Raw genomic sequence first — 16,212 nt, forward strand, 5'->3', positions numbered from 1 at the left:
TATATTTGCTCAGCTTAAAAAAAATTATAAATGAAATACGGAATTCTAATAGTTGTTTTTACCTTATTTATTTCTTGTAAAAACGATGACACCACTTTTAAAGAGCCTGTAGATTATACAGCTCAAAATGAAGAAGAGATTAAAGACTACATAGAAAAAAATAACCTAACAGCCTTAAAAAGTGAAAGTGGTTTGTATTACGTAATTAATGATGAAGGTAATGGTATTAGACCAACCGCAACATCTGATGTTACTGTAGCTTATAAAGGATATTTTACAGACGGAAGTACTTTTGATGAGAGTGATGCTAACGGAATTTCTTTTAACCTACAGCAAGTAATTGCTGGTTGGACAGAAGGTATTACCTATTTTAAAGAAGGTGGTAGTGGTATTTTATTAGTACCTTCTAGATTGGGGTACGGCAGTAATGATTATGGTCCTATACCAGGAGGTTCGGTTTTAATTTTTGATATTAATCTTTTAAGTGTAAACTAAACTTATAATAATAGCACAGAAGCCATTAATTAGGAAACTATTTAATGGCTTTTTCTTTTTTATTACATTTATAGATAAATATATATTTGTACTACTAACAAACTACTTTTATGAAAAAAGCTTTATTAATTTGTGTTATTCTACTCCTATCTAATGGTGTGTATGCTCAAAAAACATTTACAAAAACTGATACTTTACGTGGTAGTATAACTCCAGAACGTGCTTGGTGGGATTTAAATTACTACCATTTAGATGTAACAGTAGACCCTGCTAAAAAATACATTTCTGGTAAAAACACCATTAAATATACTGTTTTAGATAAAAACCAAGTACTGCAGGTAGACTTACAACCTCCGTTAAAAATTACCAAAGTGACACAAAAAGGTAAAAAGTTAAAATTTACCTCAGCAACTAATGCGCATTTTATAAAATTAAAGCAAAAACAAGAAATTGGTGCTGTTAACCAAATTGTGGTGTATTATGAGGGTAACCCTAAAGAAGCTGTAAATGCTCCTTGGGATGGTGGTTTTTCTTGGTCAAAAGATAAAAACGGCAAGCCATTTGTAGCTACATCTTGCCAAGGTTTAGGTGCCAGTGTTTGGTGGCCAAACAAAGATCATATGTATGACGAGGTAGACAGTATGCGCATTAGTGTTACTAACCCAAAAGGACTATCTAACATATCTAACGGAAGGCTAGAGAAAATTGAAGAAAACTCTAATACTGTAACATCTCATTGGGTAGTAAAAAACCCTATTAACAATTATGGTGTAAATGTAAACATAGGAGATTATGTACATTTTTCTGAAGTTTACAATGGTGAAAAAGGTCCGTTAACAATGGATTATTATGTTTTACGTGATAACTTAGAAAAAGCTAAAGTACATTTTAAAGATGCTCCTAAAATGATGAAAGCTTTTGAGCATTGGTTTGGTCCATATCCATTTTATGAAGATGGCTATAAATTGGTTGAAGCTCCTTATTTAGGAATGGAACACCAAAGTTCTGTTACCTATGGTAATAATTATATGAAAGGATATAAAGGAAACGACTTTTCTGGTTCTGGTTGGGGAATAAAGTTTGATTATTTAATTATTCACGAATCTGGTCACGAGTGGTTTGCTAATAACATTACCAATAAAGATATAGCAGATATGTGGATACACGAGAGTTTCACTACCTATTCTGAAAGCATCTTTTTAGACTATTATTATGGTACCCAAGCAGCTAATGAATACATTATTGGTTTACGAAGAAATATTGCTAATGATTCTCCTATTATTGGTAATTATGATGTAAACGATGAAGGATCTGGCGATATGTATTTTAAAGGTGCTAATATGATACACACACTAAGACAATTGGTAGATAATGATGAAAAATGGAGACGTATTTTAAGAGGATTAAATAAAGATTTTTACCATTCTGTTGTAACTACAGAACAAATTGAAGATTACTTAAGTCACCAATCCGGTAAAGATTTATCAACTTTTTTTAATCAGTATTTAAGAGATGTACGCATACCAACTTTAGAATATAAAATTAAAGGTAATAGCTTACAGTATAGATATACAAATATTGTAGCTGATTTTGATATGCCTTTAAAAGTAAAAATAGATGATAAAGAGCAATGGGTTTTTCCTTCTGCAGACTGGAAAACAACTAAAGTTTCTTCTATAAATGCTAGTGTTATTTTTGATCCTAATTTTTACATCAATCTAAAAAAAATATAAACATATAACTCTTGAAAATTGAGTATAAAAAAATCCGCTTTACAATGTGTAAAGCGGATTTTTTTTTAAATAGTATATAAACCAATAGTTAGTCTTTTAAAACCTCATCAGGATTTAGCAATTCTGGTTCTCCATATCCTAATTTATTAAGTTTATTAAGCTGTGTTTTAGCATCACCTACAATTAAGTAAATCATTTTATCTGGGTTAACATATTTGTCTGCCAATTTTTTTACATCTTCTACAGACATATTTTTTACACTATTTTCTCTTTGCTTAGCATAGTCTACTGGGTAGTTATACATACTAATGTTTTCTAACATATTTAATTTAGACCCCATAGTTTCAAAAGCTCTTGCATTACTTTTTACCATATAGCCTTTAGACACCTCCAAGTCATTTTGGTTGTACCCCTCACTATAATTACTCATAATATCTTTAACTAGCTGAGAAGCCTCATAAGTTACGTTAGTACGCACACCACTAGAAACAGTAAATAAACCAGATGTTTTACCACCACTAAAGCTAGATCGTACTCCGTATGTATACCCTTTACCTTCTCTAAGCTCCTGTGTTAATTGAGATGCAAAACTACCGCCTCCAAGTCTATAATTCATTACCTGTGCCGAATAAAAGTCTTTATCTGTTGCTGCAATTGCAGGTGCTCCAAATAAAAGAACAGATTGTTTAGCGTTTGGCACATTGTAAAAATATACTTTAGCATTTTCTGGTGTTTTAGCAGCAATTACCGTTGGTACATTTACATCTTTTTGTTCCCATTTTGTATTTAAGGTTTTTAAAGACGCTATTGCATTTGGTGTTGTAATATCTCCTACAATATGAAAACTAGTAACTTTAGGGGAAATATTTGCACTGTAATACTCTTTTAAGTCTTGCAACGTAATTGCTTTTACAGTTGTTGTTGTACCTGCATTGTTATTAGATAAAATATTATTATTACCATACAATACTTTGTAAAACTGATCTCTAGCTATACTATTAGGGTTAGCTTGTGCTCTTTGCAGTTGACTAATAGTACTCTGTTTAAGCAAATCAAACTCTTTAGAGTCCCAACGTGGTTCTAAAATAATTTCATTTACCAGCTCTATTACTTTTGTGTAGTTTTTAGCCAAACAATTACCAGAAATAGTAATATACTGGTCGCTAGCAGATGCGCTAATACTTGCTCCTAATGTTTGTATAGCATTTTCTAACTCTTCAGGAGTTTTGTTTTTTGTTCCTTTGGTTAACATAGATGCTAATAAATTAGAAACACCTATTTTATTTTTGTCTTCTAACAGCATACCACCGTTAATTCTAAAATTAAACGTTACCAGTGGCACTTCATTATTTTCTATTCCAAATATTTTAATACCAGATGAAAGCTCCTTTTTATATACTTCTGGTACAATTACATCTGGACTCTCACCATAAGGAGGTTCCACACTACGGTCAAAGCTAGAAGGTGTTTTCTCGTAAGTAGCAACAATACTGGGGTCAAAAGTACTTTCTTTACCTTCAACAATTTTTTCTTCTACAACCTCTGCTTTAGTAGAACCATCTAAAACTAAAGAAGCTTGCCCTTTAGGTATAGCACTAACTGCCACCAAATTTTTATTTTTAATATACTTATTATACACACGCATAACATCTTCTTTAGTTACAGCCAAAATATTTTTTACATCTTCAGTAACATAGCCAGGGTCTCCAGCAAAAATCTCATATTGAGCCAATTGAAAACCTTTACCTAAAACACTAGAAAGCGAATTGTAAAAACTTGTTTCTTGTTTTGCTTTTATTCTACTAATATCTGCATCAGAAATTCCTTCTTTTTCAAATAAAGCAAAAGCATCTTGTATAGCACTATTTACACTTGTAAGCTCTGTAGTATCAAAAGCAGTAACAGATAATGTTAACTCTCCTGCAAGTTCAGATGAGTAATTGTACATACGTACACCGTCTGTTAACTTTTTATCTTCTACTAAAATCTTATACAAAGGTGCTTTTTTGCCATATGCTAAATAAGATGATAGCACGTCTAAAGCATACGCATCTTTATGAAACTCTGGTACAGAAGGCCACGTTAAAGACAATTGTGGTAAGCGCGCAAAGTTATCTTCATAATACAACTTTTTAGTTTCTGCCAAAGTAACAGGCTGTTTTTCTAAAGCTGGTATATCATCCCCTTTTTTAATTTCATCAAAATACTTTTTAACCCATTCTTTTGCTTGGCTCTTATCAAAATCACCAGCAATAGTTAATGTAACATTGTTAGGAACATACCATTTGTTGTAAAAATCTTTTACATCTTGCAAAGTAGCATTTTGTAAGTCTTCTAAAGATCCAATAACCGTCCAACTATACGGGTGACCTTCTGGGTACAATGCTTTTGTTTGCACATAATTAACGTGCCCATAAGGATTGTTATCTACACGTTGTCTTTTTTCATTTTTTACAACCTCTTTCTCTTTAGCCAAAACAGGCTCAGTAACAGTATTTATAAAAAATCCTAGCTTATCTGCTTCTGCCCAAATCATTTTTTCTAAAGCATCTTTAGGAACCGTTTGGTAATAATTGGTGCGGTCTCTACTTGTAGATCCATTTGCTCCAGAGCCACCAATACGTGCACTCATTTTATCTAAACCGCCTTTTCCAAGGTTTTCTGACTCTAAAAAAAGTAAATGTTCAAATAAATGTGCAAATCCTGTTCTACCAACTTTTTCACGTGCAGAACCTACGTGGCTAGTTAATGCTACTGCAACTACAGGGTCAGATCTATCAATATGAAAAATAACTTGTAAACCATTATCCAGTGTAAACTTTTCAAAATCTACCTTAAATTCTGTTTTTGCTATTTCTTCTGATGTTTTTTCTGTTTTCTCCTTGCAAGAGAATACAAGCAACACGGTTACTGCTGCCAAAAAAGATTGTAATTTTCTCATTTTTTATTGATGAATTAGTTTTAAGTTATGTAATTATTTTTTTGTTCCCAGTAATACATTTACGCCTTTTGGCATTGGGTTTCCAGATGATCTTCTCATAACAACTATTTGTCCGCTATGCCATATTGCATCTGTTATAGGCCCATTAATAGCATTCCAAAACGGAAGCTTAAAATTTTTATTAAACACCAACTCATGTTCTTCTAAGTTGGTTGCATTTTTTAATATGTCACTAACTTTTTTAAAGTTCTCTAGAGTACGTTTTCTTTTTTCTTTAAAAGTTAGTTCTTGGTTTTTATCTTCATTAACCTTTAAACTAGTTGTTTTTAAAATCATTTTAGATAAACCATAAATATGATCTACAGTTTCACCAGTACTTCTCCCCTCTTTATTGGGTTTGTAAGCTAAATCTTGAGAACGTAACCCTTCTGTTGCCCAATAATATCTAAAACCCAAAGCATCTATAGTCCTTGCTGCTACTGTGCCTGCTGTAAACTCTTTAGGTGACTCTGGTATTTGGTAATAGGGTAAGTCCTTTTTAGACTGCTCCTGTGCATTCATAAAGGTTATAAATACAAAGGTTAAAATAATAGAGATGTAATTACGTTGCATATTTTTTGGCTATTTTTGGATATAAATATACATCAATCTTTATACTAAAGTATCACCAAACTAAAAATGGCTAATACAGAGGAGTTCTATTTTAAAACTACAACCGAATGGAGAGCTTGGCTACTAGAAAACCACAATACAAATACTGGTATACATTTAATACTTTATAAAGTAGGTCATAAAAAGCAAAGTATGCGTTGGGAAGATGCTGTAAAAGTTGCACTTTGTTTTGGCTGGATAGACAGTACTGTTAAAAGCTTAGGTGAGGGTAAAAGAAGACAATATTTTTGTCCTAGAAAACCTAAAAGCGTGTGGAGTAAGGTTAATAAAACACATATAAACACACTAATTGCAAGTAATTTAATGCATAAAAGTGGTTTAGAAAGTATAGAAATAGCTAAAGAAAATGGTTCATGGAATAGTTTAGACGATGTAGAAAACGGAGTTATACCTACTAATTTACAAGAAGCTTTTAATAAAAACCCTAATGCTTTTAATAATTACAATAGTTTTGCACCATCATACAAAAAAGGCTACTTGTATTATTTAAACCAAGCAAAAAGAGAAGAAACAAAGCAAAAAAGAATCGCAGAGATAATTAAACTCTGCGATGCTAATATAAAATCTAGAAATACATGGTAAATTACAAACCGCTTATATAACTACTATAAGGATCTTTAAACTGTATACCTTCTGTAAATCTGTATTTGCTTAATTGCTTAAACTGTACCAAGCCCCAAAGTATAAACTCTTTTACAAAATAACTTTCTTCTTTTTTTAACTTAGGCTGGTGCTCCCCTAACAAATCATCTAAAGGAGAAACGGCATCTAACATATTTTTATACTCTTTATCTCTTAAATCATCTAAAAGCTCAAAACCAGCTTCGTTATTAAAAAACCAAGACACTACACTGTCATACGGACTAACATCTTCTTGTTTTTTAAGTTTTTCAATTTTAGGAAAATACTCTGGAAACAATGTTTGTACCGCATCACCAATTAGGTTATAAGCCACACTTGCTGCACCTTCTTGCTCACCTTCATAAACCAACTCTACCTTACCAGTTATTGCTGGTATAATGCCTATAAAATCACTAAGTCTAACTGTTGTTTTATCATCACCAGTTTTTAAAGCTCTAAGCTCTGCTGTACTTAATAAGTTTTCAAAAGCAGTAATGCTTAACCTTGCACTTACACCACTTTTAGCATCTATATATTCGCTTTTACGAGCTTCAAAAACAATTTGTTCTAACAGTTCTTTTGCTAGTTCTGGAACCATAACAGCCTCAGACTGTCTACTATCTAACTTAGCTTCTTGTGCTGTAATAATTTTAGCAGTTTCTATGTCTTCTGGGTAATGAGTTAAAATCTGTGAGCCTATTCTGTCTTTTAACGGCGTAACAATACTACCACGATTTGTATAATCTTCTGGATTTGCTGTAAAAACAAATTGCATATCTAAAGGCAAACGTAATTTAAAACCTCTAATTTGTATATCTCCTTCTTGTAAAATATTAAATAGTGCAACTTGTATTCTTGCTTGTAAGTCCGGTAGTTCATTAATAACAAAAATACAACGGTTAGCACGTGGTATCATTCCGTAATGTATTACTCTATCATCTGCATAACTAAGTTTTAAATTGGCTGCTTTTATAGGGTCTACATCTCCAATAATATCTGCAACAGTAACATCTGGTGTTGCTAATTTTTCTGCAAAACGTTCACTTCTGTGTAGCCAAGTAATGGGTGTATTGTCTCCTTCTTCTTTAATAAGTTCTACAGCATATCTAGAAATTGGTTGTAAGGGATCGTCATTAATTTCAGATCCTTTTACCACTGGTATATATTCATCTAGTAAATTAAGCATTAACCTAGCCAAACGAGTTTTTGCTTGCCCACGTAAACCCAATAAGTTTATGTTATGCCTAGAAAGTATAGCACGCTCTAATTCTGGTATAACAGTATTTTGGTACCCATGAATACCTGTAAATGTTGCTTCTTTATTTTTAACTTTTTCTATTAAGTTATCTCGTAACTCATCTTTTATAGATTTACTTTGGTATCCAGCTTTTTTTAAATCGCCTAGTGTTTTAATTGTATCTATTTTCATATTCTATTTTTAGAAAAGAGATTATAGAAATTTGACTTAATTGTAATTATCTTATTTCTATTCTCTTTATTCTTTTTATCCTTTAATTCGTTTTTTTCTATTGGTTTCGTAATCTTCAAAAATCATTTCTCCAAGTCCTTTTAAACCTGTATAAAATGCTTTTCCTTGGTTTGCTTGTGTAAACTCCCTTACAAATTGCATTAAATAAGGATCTTGGGCTATCATAAACGTTGTTATAGGTATATGTAACTTTCTTGCTTGTTGCGCCATACCGTAGCATTTATTTATAATGTTCTCATCTAAACCAACACTATTTTTATAATATGTACCATCTGGCATTTGCAAACAACTAGGCTTACCATCTGTTATCATAAAAATTTGTTTGTTGGTGTTACGTTTTCTTCGGAGTAAATCCATTGCCAATTGCAAACCAGCAACAGTATTTGTATGGTAAGGACCAACTTGTAAATATGGTAAATCTGCAATTTTTATAGGCCAAGCATCATTACCAAAAACAAGAATATCTAATGTATCTTTTGGGTAACGCGTGGTAATTAATTCTGCCAAGGCCATTGCAACTTTTTTAGCAGGGGTAATACGGTCTTCGCCATAGAGAATCATACTATGGCTAATATCTATCATAAGTACAGTACTCATTTGCGATTTATGCATAGTTTCTTCAACCACTAAATCATCTTCCGTTAACCTAAAGTCACCAATACCGTTATTTACTTGTGCGTTACGTAGACTTTCTGTCATAGACACTTTATCTAAGGCATCTCCAAATTGGTAATTTCTAAAGTCTCCAGTATGCTCATCACCAGCTCCAACACCTTTGCTTTTATGGTTACCAGAACCGCTACGTTTTATTTTTCCAAAGATTTGATCTAATGCATCCTGCCTTATTGCTCTTTCAGTTTTAGCTGTAATTGCTGTACCATTACTACCATCTGGCTTTATTTCTTCTCTAATGTAGCCTTTAGCTTTTAGATCTTCTATAAAATCATCAATAGTATAATCTTCTGTGGTAAGCTTATATTCTTTATCTAACTCCCGCAACCAATCTATAGCTTCATCAAAATCTCCAGATGTATGTGTAATTAGCTCTTTAAAAATCTCAAAAAGCTTTTCAAACGGAGTTTGTGAAGGGGCTTTGTATTGCTTAAATACAAAACCTTTTCTGTTTATTTTATCATTCTTCATACAAGTATAAAAATACGGCTTTTTCAATAAACTTCTGTTTTCAAAAAACCTATTTGTATTAAATGTTTGCTAAATGTAAGCTTGCTTTGTTAACATATTATTATGAAATTTTAGTGCGGTTTTCGTTATTTTCGGAAACTTTAAATAAGTTCCTATTGAAAATTAAGATTAACAAACTCGCAAAAAGCACTCGTTTATACAGAAATCTACATAAAACTGTAGCTATAATTTTGGTTGCTTTTATATTAATTATAAGTGCTACAGGAGCTTTGCTTGCCTGGAAAAGCGAACTTTACTTAAAACCTGCTACCCATAAAATAACTACAAAAAACCATACCCTTGTTTCTTTAGAAACCATTGAAAAAAATGCCATAGCGTATGTAGATTCTTTACAATTATCTACACTAATAGACCGTATAGATTACAGACCAAAAAAAGGTATAGCTAAAATTAGGTTTGATGAGCATTTTACAGAGTTACAAATTAACTGCTATACAGGCAAAGTTGTATCTGTAAAGCAACGTACAGATACCATTATTGAAAAAATACATGATGGATCTATTGTAGATTATTTTATAAAAAATGATGCATCAATATTTAAGCTTTTATATTCTACCATACTTGCTTTAGGGCTCATATTTATTAGTATAAGTGGCATTATATTATGGATAAACCCTAAGAAGATAAAAAAAATAAAGACCACTAATAATCAATAACTTAAATCAATATTACTTATTTTTAAAATCAACTAACAACTCTAAAAAATGAAAAAACTACACTCACTTTTATTCTTTTTTGCTGTTTTGTGCTTGCCTGCACAAGACTTTAAAATGGACTATGTACAGGATTTAAAACCACGAAACATTGGCCCTGGAGGTATGAGCGGCCGTGTAACTGCTATAGATGCTGTGCACAGTAATCCTGATATTATTTATGCAGGTACAGCCTCTGGTGGATTATGGAAATCTACCTCTGGAGGTATAAAATGGGATCCTATTTTTGACAAAGAAGTTACCGCTTCTGTTGGTGCTGTTGCCATACAACAAAGCAACCCATCTGTAATTTGGGTAGGTACAGGAGAGGGTAACCCTAGAAACAGTTTAAATGGTGGTTATGGCATTTACAAGTCTTTAGATGGCGGTAAAAGCTGGTTGCCAATGGGCTTAGAAAAAACCAGACATATACATAGAATTGTAATAGACCCAACAAACCCAAACATTGTTTACGCTGGTGCAATTGGTTCTCCTTGGGGAGAGCACCCAGAACGTGGTGTTTTTAAAACAACAGATGGTGGTATTACTTGGAAAAAAATACTATTTACCAATAACAAATCTGGTGTGGCAGATTTGGTTATGGATCCTACAAACCCAAACAAGCTTATTGCTGCAATGTGGGAACACAAAAGAGATCCTTGGTTTTTTAAATCTGGTGGTGTTGGTAGTGGTTTATATATGACACATGATGGTGGTAAAAATTGGAAAAAAATTACTGAAGAAGACGGACTACCAAAAGATGAACTTGGTCGAATAGGTATTGCTATTGCACGCAACAAACCTAATGTAGTTTATGCATTGGTAGAAGCTAAAAAAAATGCATTATACAAATCTACTGACGGTGGTTTTAAATGGAAAAAAATTAATGATAAGTCTGATATAGGAAATAGACCTTTTTATTACTCAGAAATTTATGTAGATCCACAGAATGAAAACAGAGTATATTCTGTTTTTACTTATATAAATGTATCTGAAGATGGCGGAAAAAACTTTAGCCAATTAATGCCAGCTTATGGTGCAGATAATGGCGTACATCCAGATCATCACGCGTGGTGGATACACCCAGAAAACGGACAGTTTATGATGGATGGTAATGATGGCGGACTAAATATTACCAAAGACGGCGGTAAATCTTGGCGATTTATTGGTAATTTACCTGTTGCACAGTTTTACCATATTAATGTAGATAATGAGTTCCCATATAATGTTTATGGTGGTATGCAAGATAACGGTTCTTGGCGCGGACCTGCTTTTGTATGGAAAGCACAAGGTATACGTAACAGCTACTGGCAAGAAATTTCTTTTGGTGATGGTTTTGATGTTGTTCCAGACTTAGATGATTCTCAATTTGGCTATACAATGAGTCAGCAAGGAAGTGTATCTAGATATGATTGGAAAACAGGGAACAATTACTCTGTAAAGCCTACTCCACCAGATGCTGAAACTAAATTAAGGTTTAACTGGAATTCTGCAATTGGGCAAGATCCTTTTAATAATTCTACTGCATACTTTGGCAGCCAATTTGTACATAAAACAACAGACAAAGGCTTAACATGGACGGTTATTTCTCCGGATTTAACCACTAATGATCCAGAAAAACAAAAACAAAGCGAAAGTGGAGGTTTAACTATGGATGCTACCGGTGCAGAAAACCACTGTACTATTTTAGTAATAGAACCTTCTTCTGTAGAAAAAGATATGTTATGGGTTGGTACAGATGATGGCCGCGTACATGTAACACAGAATGGCGGTGCCAACTGGACAGATGTAACCAAAAACATAAAAGGATTACCAGAAGGTAGTTGGATACCACAAATTAAAGCATCAAACAAAAATAAAGGAGAAGCTTTATTGGTTGCTAATGATTACCGTAGGTTTAACTACACACCTTACGTATACAAAACCGTTAATTATGGTAAAACTTGGACAAGAATTGTAGATGAAAATGATGTAAAAAGTTATGCGTTATCTATTATTGAAGATCCAGAAACACCAAACCTATTATTCTTAGGTACAGATGATGGTTTGTACATTTCTTTTGATGCTGGTAACAAATGGCAAAAATGGACAGAAGGTTACCCAACCGTATCTACCAAAGATTTAGTAATACATCCAAGAGAGCATGACCTTGTTATTGGTACTTTTGGTAGAGCCGCGTGGGTTTTAGATGACATTAGACCTCTAAGAGCTATTGCTAAAAACAAAACTGTACTTACTAAAGATGTAGCTTTATTTACTCCTCCTGTTGCCTACCAAGCAGCTTACCAACAACCTACAGGTAGCAGATTTGGTGCAGACGCGTTATTTAACGGAGAAAATAAAAAAGGTGGTGCAATGCTAACCTATTTTTATAAGAAAAAAGAAAAAGCAGAAAAACCAGAGACTGATGACAAAAAGGAAGAAAAAGAAAATACTCCTGCTAAAAAAGATGGTGTAGTTTCTAAAGATTCATTACAGTTTCAATTTTTTAATGGTAATGAGTTAATACGTACTATAAAAGTAAAAGCTCCTAAAAAAACAGGTTTACATCGTTTTTATTGGAATATGTCTGAAAAAGGGCCAGAAAGACCATCGCGTAGCATACGCAAATCTAAAAGAGAACCAAGCGGGCAACGTGTATTGCCTGGCACATACAAAGTACAATTAACTTACGGAACTACTACAGAGGAAACAATGCTAACTGTAAAGTCAGATCCAAGGTTAAACGTTTCTAATACAGCAATTAAAGAAGTGTACGCTGCCAATAAAATACTTGCAAAATATACCCAAACTGCAGCAGATGCAGTAAAACAATTGGTAGAAAGTAAAAATACGGCCAATAAATATAAAGCAGACCTAAGTACTTTAAACAAAGAAAAATATAAAGAAGAAATAAAAGCTTCTAAGACTATAGTTAAAGAAATTGATGCTGTTATAGCTCTTTATATTGGTAAAGTAGACAAAAGACAAGGTATAACCAGAAATCCAGAAATTACAGTTATGCAAAGAATTGGGAGTGCTGGTGGTTATGTACGTAGTAGAAAAACCGGAATTACAGTTACAGAAAAAAACCTAATGCAATTTGCACAAAAAGAGTTAGAAACTGCTTTAGAAAAAACAAATACATTTTTTACAGAAAAATGGAATCCTTATAAAGCAAAAATTAGCAATTTAGAAACCAATTCTTTTAAAGAAATTAAAACCTTTACAATTAATTAAAAGGATAAGAGTAATAGATTTTTTACCTTTATACTTTATTAAATTATAGTATTATGAAAAAGATAAAATTAATATGTTTAGGCTTAATAGCTGTTACCACTTTTAGCTGTAAAGATGCTAAAAAAGACCATTCTCATGAGGGTGAAAATGCAGATCATTCTCACGCAGAAACTGAGTCTCAATACTCATTAATTGCAGACTCTACAAAGGCAAGTTTTACGGCATATAAAACTACAGATAAAATTGGTGTAGGTGGTACATTTAAAACTGTTAACATTACTAAATCTAATACTGGCGCTACTGCTTTAGAAGCATTAAACGGTACAGAATTTAGTATACCTGTGAGCAGTTTATTTACCAATGATGGTACAGGAACAAGAGATCCAAAAATTTTAGAATTCTTTTTTGGAGTAATGAAAAACACCGAGTTAATTTCTGGAACTTTAAAAACAGATGGTGATAAAAGTAGTTTAGAAGTTACCTTAAACGGAGAAACTGCCACTGTACCATTAACAACAGAAAAATTAGCAGATAATAAATATACTTTTACTGGTATAATGAACTTAGAAGATTGGAATGCTTTAGACGCAGTTGCATCTATAAACAAAGCTTGTGAAGCTTTACATACTGGTGCAGATGGTGTAAGCAAAACTTGGAGCGAGGTTGAAATTAAAGGTCAAGTATTTTTAGCTAAAAAGTAATTTTTTTATTGATAGCGTTACCATTTACTTTTTATGAGTTAACGGTTTAAGGGTATTACTCTTAGTTTAGTGCAAAAATTTTGTATTAATTGAAAACCATAACAAGATGAAAAAAATAATAGTAACGCTATCAATTCTTTTTATAAGTTTTACATACAGTTGTAAAAATCAAAATAAAAAAGCAGAGGAAACTTCTACAACAAAAGCCACTGTAATTCCTGATAATGAGGAATCAAAAACACTAACAATTACATTGGAGCCTAAAAGTAACAGTAATGTTACTGGTAAAATTACCTTTACCCAAAATAACAACAAAGTGGCAATGGTTGCCAACCTTACTGGTTTAAAAGAAGGTGAACACGCCATACATATTCACGAAAAAGCAGATTGCTCTTCTGATGATGGTAAATCTGCAGGCGGACACTGGAACCCAACTTTTGAAAAACACGGAAAATGGGGAGATAAAGACGGATACCATAAAGGAGATATTGGTAATTTTATTGCTGACAATAACGGTAATTCTGAAATTAAATTTAGCACCAATGAATGGTGTTTAGGTTGTGAAGATCCTAAAAAAAATATTCTAGGAAAAGGAATAATAGTTCATGAAGGTGTAGACGATTTTACATCTCAACCTAGTGGTAATGCTGGTGCAAGAGTAAGTTGCGCAGGAATTATTGAATAAATAAAACAAACATATTACTTTATAAAAAAGCTACTAAAATGTAGCTTTTTTATATTATCTTACAACTGTAAATACAATATATGCAATTAGAGACCCTAGTTATACAATTTCAGAATAAAGACCAAAAAGCTTTTGAAAAATTATATGATATGTATTCTGAAAACATCTGTGGTGTAATAAATACAATTGTAAAAAACTCAGATATATCTCAAGAAATATGTCAGGATGTTTTTGTAAAAATCTGGAATAATGCAGACAAATACAATGCATCTAAAGGAAGGTTTTTTACTTGGATTTTAAACATTGCTCGCAATGCTGCTATAGATGAAGTGCGTTCTAAATCCCACAAAAACAGCAAACAAAACCTATCTGCAGATTACTTCGTAAGTATCTTAGAAGATAAAAATAACCTAGATGATAAAATGGATGCCATTGGAGTTAAAAAGTTTTTAGTTAACTTAAAAGACAAGTGTGTACAAATAATAGAAATGTTATACTTTAAAGGCTATACCCAAAAAGAAGCATCAGAGGAGTTAAATATTCCTTTAGGTACTATTAAAACAAGAAACAGAAGTTGCATATCGCAATTAAGAAAAAATGTATTAGGATAGGGATATGAACATTGAAGAATACATAGCGTCCGGAAAACTAGAACTTTATGTTGCAGGTGTGCTTTCTAAAGAAGAAAACTTGCAAATACATAATGATGCTGAACAGCATCCGGAACTTAAAAAAGAAATAGAAGCCATAGAAGCCTCTATATTAGCACTTAGCAAATCTGCTTCTCCTAAATTAGATAGTAATATGTTTACTGCTATTAAACGTAGGCTAAATTTGGAAGATAATACTAAAGTTGTACAGTTACCAAAACAAAAATCTGGTTGGACCACGTATACAGGCTGGGCTGCTGCAGTGGTTTTATCTGCCGGTATGCTTTGGATGTACAACCAAAATAAAGATTTGGAATCTAAAATAGAAGTAGTTTCACAAGAAAAAATTGACTTAGAATCTAAAATAGATAATGCAAATAATTCTTTAATTGAAACACAAGATTTACTAAATACAATTAGAGACAAAAATATAGATGTTGTTGCTTTAGGCGGACAAGCAGTTTCGCCAGAGTCTTATGCAAAAGCATACTGGAACAAAAAAGAACAAAAAGTATTTATAGATGCCAAAGGATTACCAGAGCCACCAGATGGTTTTGTGTATCAAGTATGGTCTTTAAAACTTAATCCTTTAACTCCAACTAGCTTAGGACTACTTAAAGACTTTAAAGGAGATGAAAATAAAATATTTGCTTTAGCAAATGCTAACAACTCAGAAGCCTTTGGTATTACCTTAGAGCCTGCAGGTGGTAGCGATTCTCCTACTCTAGAGCAATTATACACATTGGGTGTAGCCGCTAGCTCATAAAAATTATTTATCATACATTAAAAAATCCTCTATTTCTAGAGGATTTTTTAATTACATAATATTGGGTACAAAAAAAGCTCTGTAAACACAGAGCTTTAATATTTAACAAAACCAATAAATGTTAAACAAACATATTTTAATCAGTTTAAAGAATACACTATTTATGTATTTTAATCTGTTTTTCTTTTAATTTATGAGCATTATTATACTCTACTTTTTTTAAAGATTTGTGTGCTGCAAACAACTTGTAGCAATAAAACGCCATTACGGCAATCCAAAGTGTAAAAAAATAATATTCCATAACAAATATGTTATTAATAGTTGTTGCATTTATAATGCTGCACC

General features: G+C 32.4%; 14 protein-coding genes. 9 read left to right on the plus strand and 5 right to left on the minus strand.

The annotated features are described in order from the left end of the window. Positions 1-30 precede the first annotated feature (30 nt). Positions 31-495, plus strand: coding sequence for an FKBP-type peptidyl-prolyl cis-trans isomerase (locus JM80_RS14210; RefSeq protein ID WP_034644394.1), 465 nt, complete (start codon positions 31-33; stop codon positions 493-495). Between the two features lie 110 nt (positions 496-605). Beyond that, positions 606-2,228 carry a M1 family metallopeptidase gene (locus tag JM80_RS14215; protein ID WP_144710694.1) on the plus strand — a complete coding sequence of 541 codons (1,623 nt, stop codon included), beginning with the start codon at positions 606-608 and terminating at the stop codon, positions 2,226-2,228. A gap of 88 nt (positions 2,229-2,316) precedes the next feature. Here JM80_RS14215 and JM80_RS14220 read toward each other — a convergent pair whose 3' ends face one another. Together JM80_RS14220 and JM80_RS14225 are read right to left on the minus strand one after the other, a co-directional pair. After that, entirely contained in the window at positions 2,317-5,169 is a 2,853-nt protein-coding gene (locus tag JM80_RS14220; RefSeq protein WP_144710696.1) for a pitrilysin family protein, read from the minus strand. 33 nt (positions 5,170-5,202) lie between these two features. Further along, complete coding sequence (locus JM80_RS14225; protein WP_013622094.1) at positions 5,203-5,781, minus strand: hypothetical protein; 579 nt, start codon at positions 5,779-5,781, stop codon at positions 5,203-5,205. A gap of 66 nt (positions 5,782-5,847) precedes the next feature. Between JM80_RS14225 and JM80_RS14230 the strand changes: the two genes are divergently transcribed. Further along, complete coding sequence (locus JM80_RS14230; protein ID WP_075695432.1) at positions 5,848-6,423, plus strand: YdeI family protein; 576 nt, start codon at positions 5,848-5,850, stop codon at positions 6,421-6,423. A 1-nt stretch (position 6,424) separates the two neighbouring features. Here JM80_RS14230 and JM80_RS14235 read toward each other — a convergent pair whose 3' ends face one another. Both JM80_RS14235 and JM80_RS14240 read right to left on the minus strand, forming a co-directional pair. Continuing rightward, a complete protein-coding gene (locus JM80_RS14235) occupies positions 6,425-7,891 on the minus strand; it encodes a hypothetical protein (protein WP_013622092.1) in 1,467 nt (488 codons plus the stop codon). 75 nt (positions 7,892-7,966) lie between these two features. Continuing rightward, complete coding sequence (locus JM80_RS14240) at positions 7,967-9,094, minus strand: VWA domain-containing protein (RefSeq protein WP_144710698.1); 1,128 nt, start codon at positions 9,092-9,094, stop codon at positions 7,967-7,969. Between the two features lie 155 nt (positions 9,095-9,249). On the opposite strand from JM80_RS14240, the gene JM80_RS14245 reads away from it, so the two are divergent. The 6 genes from JM80_RS14245 (at position 9,250) to JM80_RS14270 (ending at position 15,867) form a co-directional block, all read left to right on the plus strand. Next, entirely contained in the window at positions 9,250-9,810 is a 561-nt protein-coding gene (locus tag JM80_RS14245; protein WP_255436823.1) for a PepSY-associated TM helix domain-containing protein, read from the plus strand. Between the two features lie 48 nt (positions 9,811-9,858). Beyond that, on the plus strand, positions 9,859-13,065 hold the full coding sequence (locus JM80_RS14250; protein WP_144710702.1) for a hypothetical protein: 3,207 nt from the start codon (positions 9,859-9,861) through the stop codon (positions 13,063-13,065). Between the two features lie 53 nt (positions 13,066-13,118). Beyond that, positions 13,119-13,766 carry a hypothetical protein gene (locus JM80_RS14255; protein ID WP_075695428.1) on the plus strand — a complete coding sequence of 216 codons (648 nt, stop codon included), beginning with the start codon at positions 13,119-13,121 and terminating at the stop codon, positions 13,764-13,766. Positions 13,767-13,872: 106 nt separating this feature from the next. Continuing rightward, positions 13,873-14,451, plus strand: a complete 579-nt coding sequence (locus tag JM80_RS14260) for a superoxide dismutase family protein (protein ID WP_034644408.1) — start codon at positions 13,873-13,875, stop codon at positions 14,449-14,451. 80 nt (positions 14,452-14,531) lie between these two features. After that, positions 14,532-15,062: an RNA polymerase sigma factor gene (locus tag JM80_RS14265; protein ID WP_144710704.1), complete on the plus strand. Its 531-nt coding sequence runs from the start codon at positions 14,532-14,534 to the stop codon at positions 15,060-15,062. Positions 15,063-15,066: 4 nt separating this feature from the next. Further along, positions 15,067-15,867: an anti-sigma factor domain-containing protein gene (locus tag JM80_RS14270; protein ID WP_144710706.1), complete on the plus strand. Its 801-nt coding sequence runs from the start codon at positions 15,067-15,069 to the stop codon at positions 15,865-15,867. 157 nt (positions 15,868-16,024) lie between these two features. Here the strand turns inward: JM80_RS14270 and JM80_RS16475 are convergent, their stop codons facing one another. Beyond that, on the minus strand, positions 16,025-16,168 hold the full coding sequence (locus JM80_RS16475) for a hypothetical protein (RefSeq protein ID WP_013622084.1): 144 nt from the start codon (positions 16,166-16,168) through the stop codon (positions 16,025-16,027). Positions 16,169-16,212 lie beyond the last annotated feature (44 nt).

This window comes from Cellulophaga sp. RHA_52 (genome assembly GCF_007827205.1).
In the GTDB taxonomy this organism is placed as follows: Bacteria; Bacteroidota; Bacteroidia; order Flavobacteriales; family Flavobacteriaceae; genus Cellulophaga; species Cellulophaga lytica.

Coding starts and splice junctions, on each gene's coding strand:
- JM80_RS14240 (WP_144710698.1), bottom strand. CDS start 9,094: ATGAAGAATGATAAAATAAACAGAAAAGGTTTTGTATTTAAGCAATAC.
- JM80_RS14210 (WP_034644394.1), top strand. CDS start 31: ATGAAATACGGAATTCTAATAGTTGTTTTTACCTTATTTATTTCTTGT.
- JM80_RS14215 (WP_144710694.1), top strand. CDS start 606: ATGAAAAAAGCTTTATTAATTTGTGTTATTCTACTCCTATCTAATGGT.
- JM80_RS14250 (WP_144710702.1), top strand. CDS start 9,859: ATGAAAAAACTACACTCACTTTTATTCTTTTTTGCTGTTTTGTGCTTG.
- JM80_RS14225 (WP_013622094.1), bottom strand. CDS start 5,781: ATGCAACGTAATTACATCTCTATTATTTTAACCTTTGTATTTATAACC.
- JM80_RS14220 (WP_144710696.1), bottom strand. CDS start 5,169: ATGAGAAAATTACAATCTTTTTTGGCAGCAGTAACCGTGTTGCTTGTA.
- JM80_RS14270 (WP_144710706.1), top strand. CDS start 15,067: ATGAACATTGAAGAATACATAGCGTCCGGAAAACTAGAACTTTATGTT.
- JM80_RS14260 (WP_034644408.1), top strand. CDS start 13,873: ATGAAAAAAATAATAGTAACGCTATCAATTCTTTTTATAAGTTTTACA.
- JM80_RS14230 (WP_075695432.1), top strand. CDS start 5,848: ATGGCTAATACAGAGGAGTTCTATTTTAAAACTACAACCGAATGGAGA.
- JM80_RS14255 (WP_075695428.1), top strand. CDS start 13,119: ATGAAAAAGATAAAATTAATATGTTTAGGCTTAATAGCTGTTACCACT.
- JM80_RS14265 (WP_144710704.1), top strand. CDS start 14,532: ATGCAATTAGAGACCCTAGTTATACAATTTCAGAATAAAGACCAAAAA.
- JM80_RS14235 (WP_013622092.1), bottom strand. CDS start 7,891: ATGAAAATAGATACAATTAAAACACTAGGCGATTTAAAAAAAGCTGGA.
- JM80_RS16475 (WP_013622084.1), bottom strand. CDS start 16,168: ATGGAATATTATTTTTTTACACTTTGGATTGCCGTAATGGCGTTTTAT.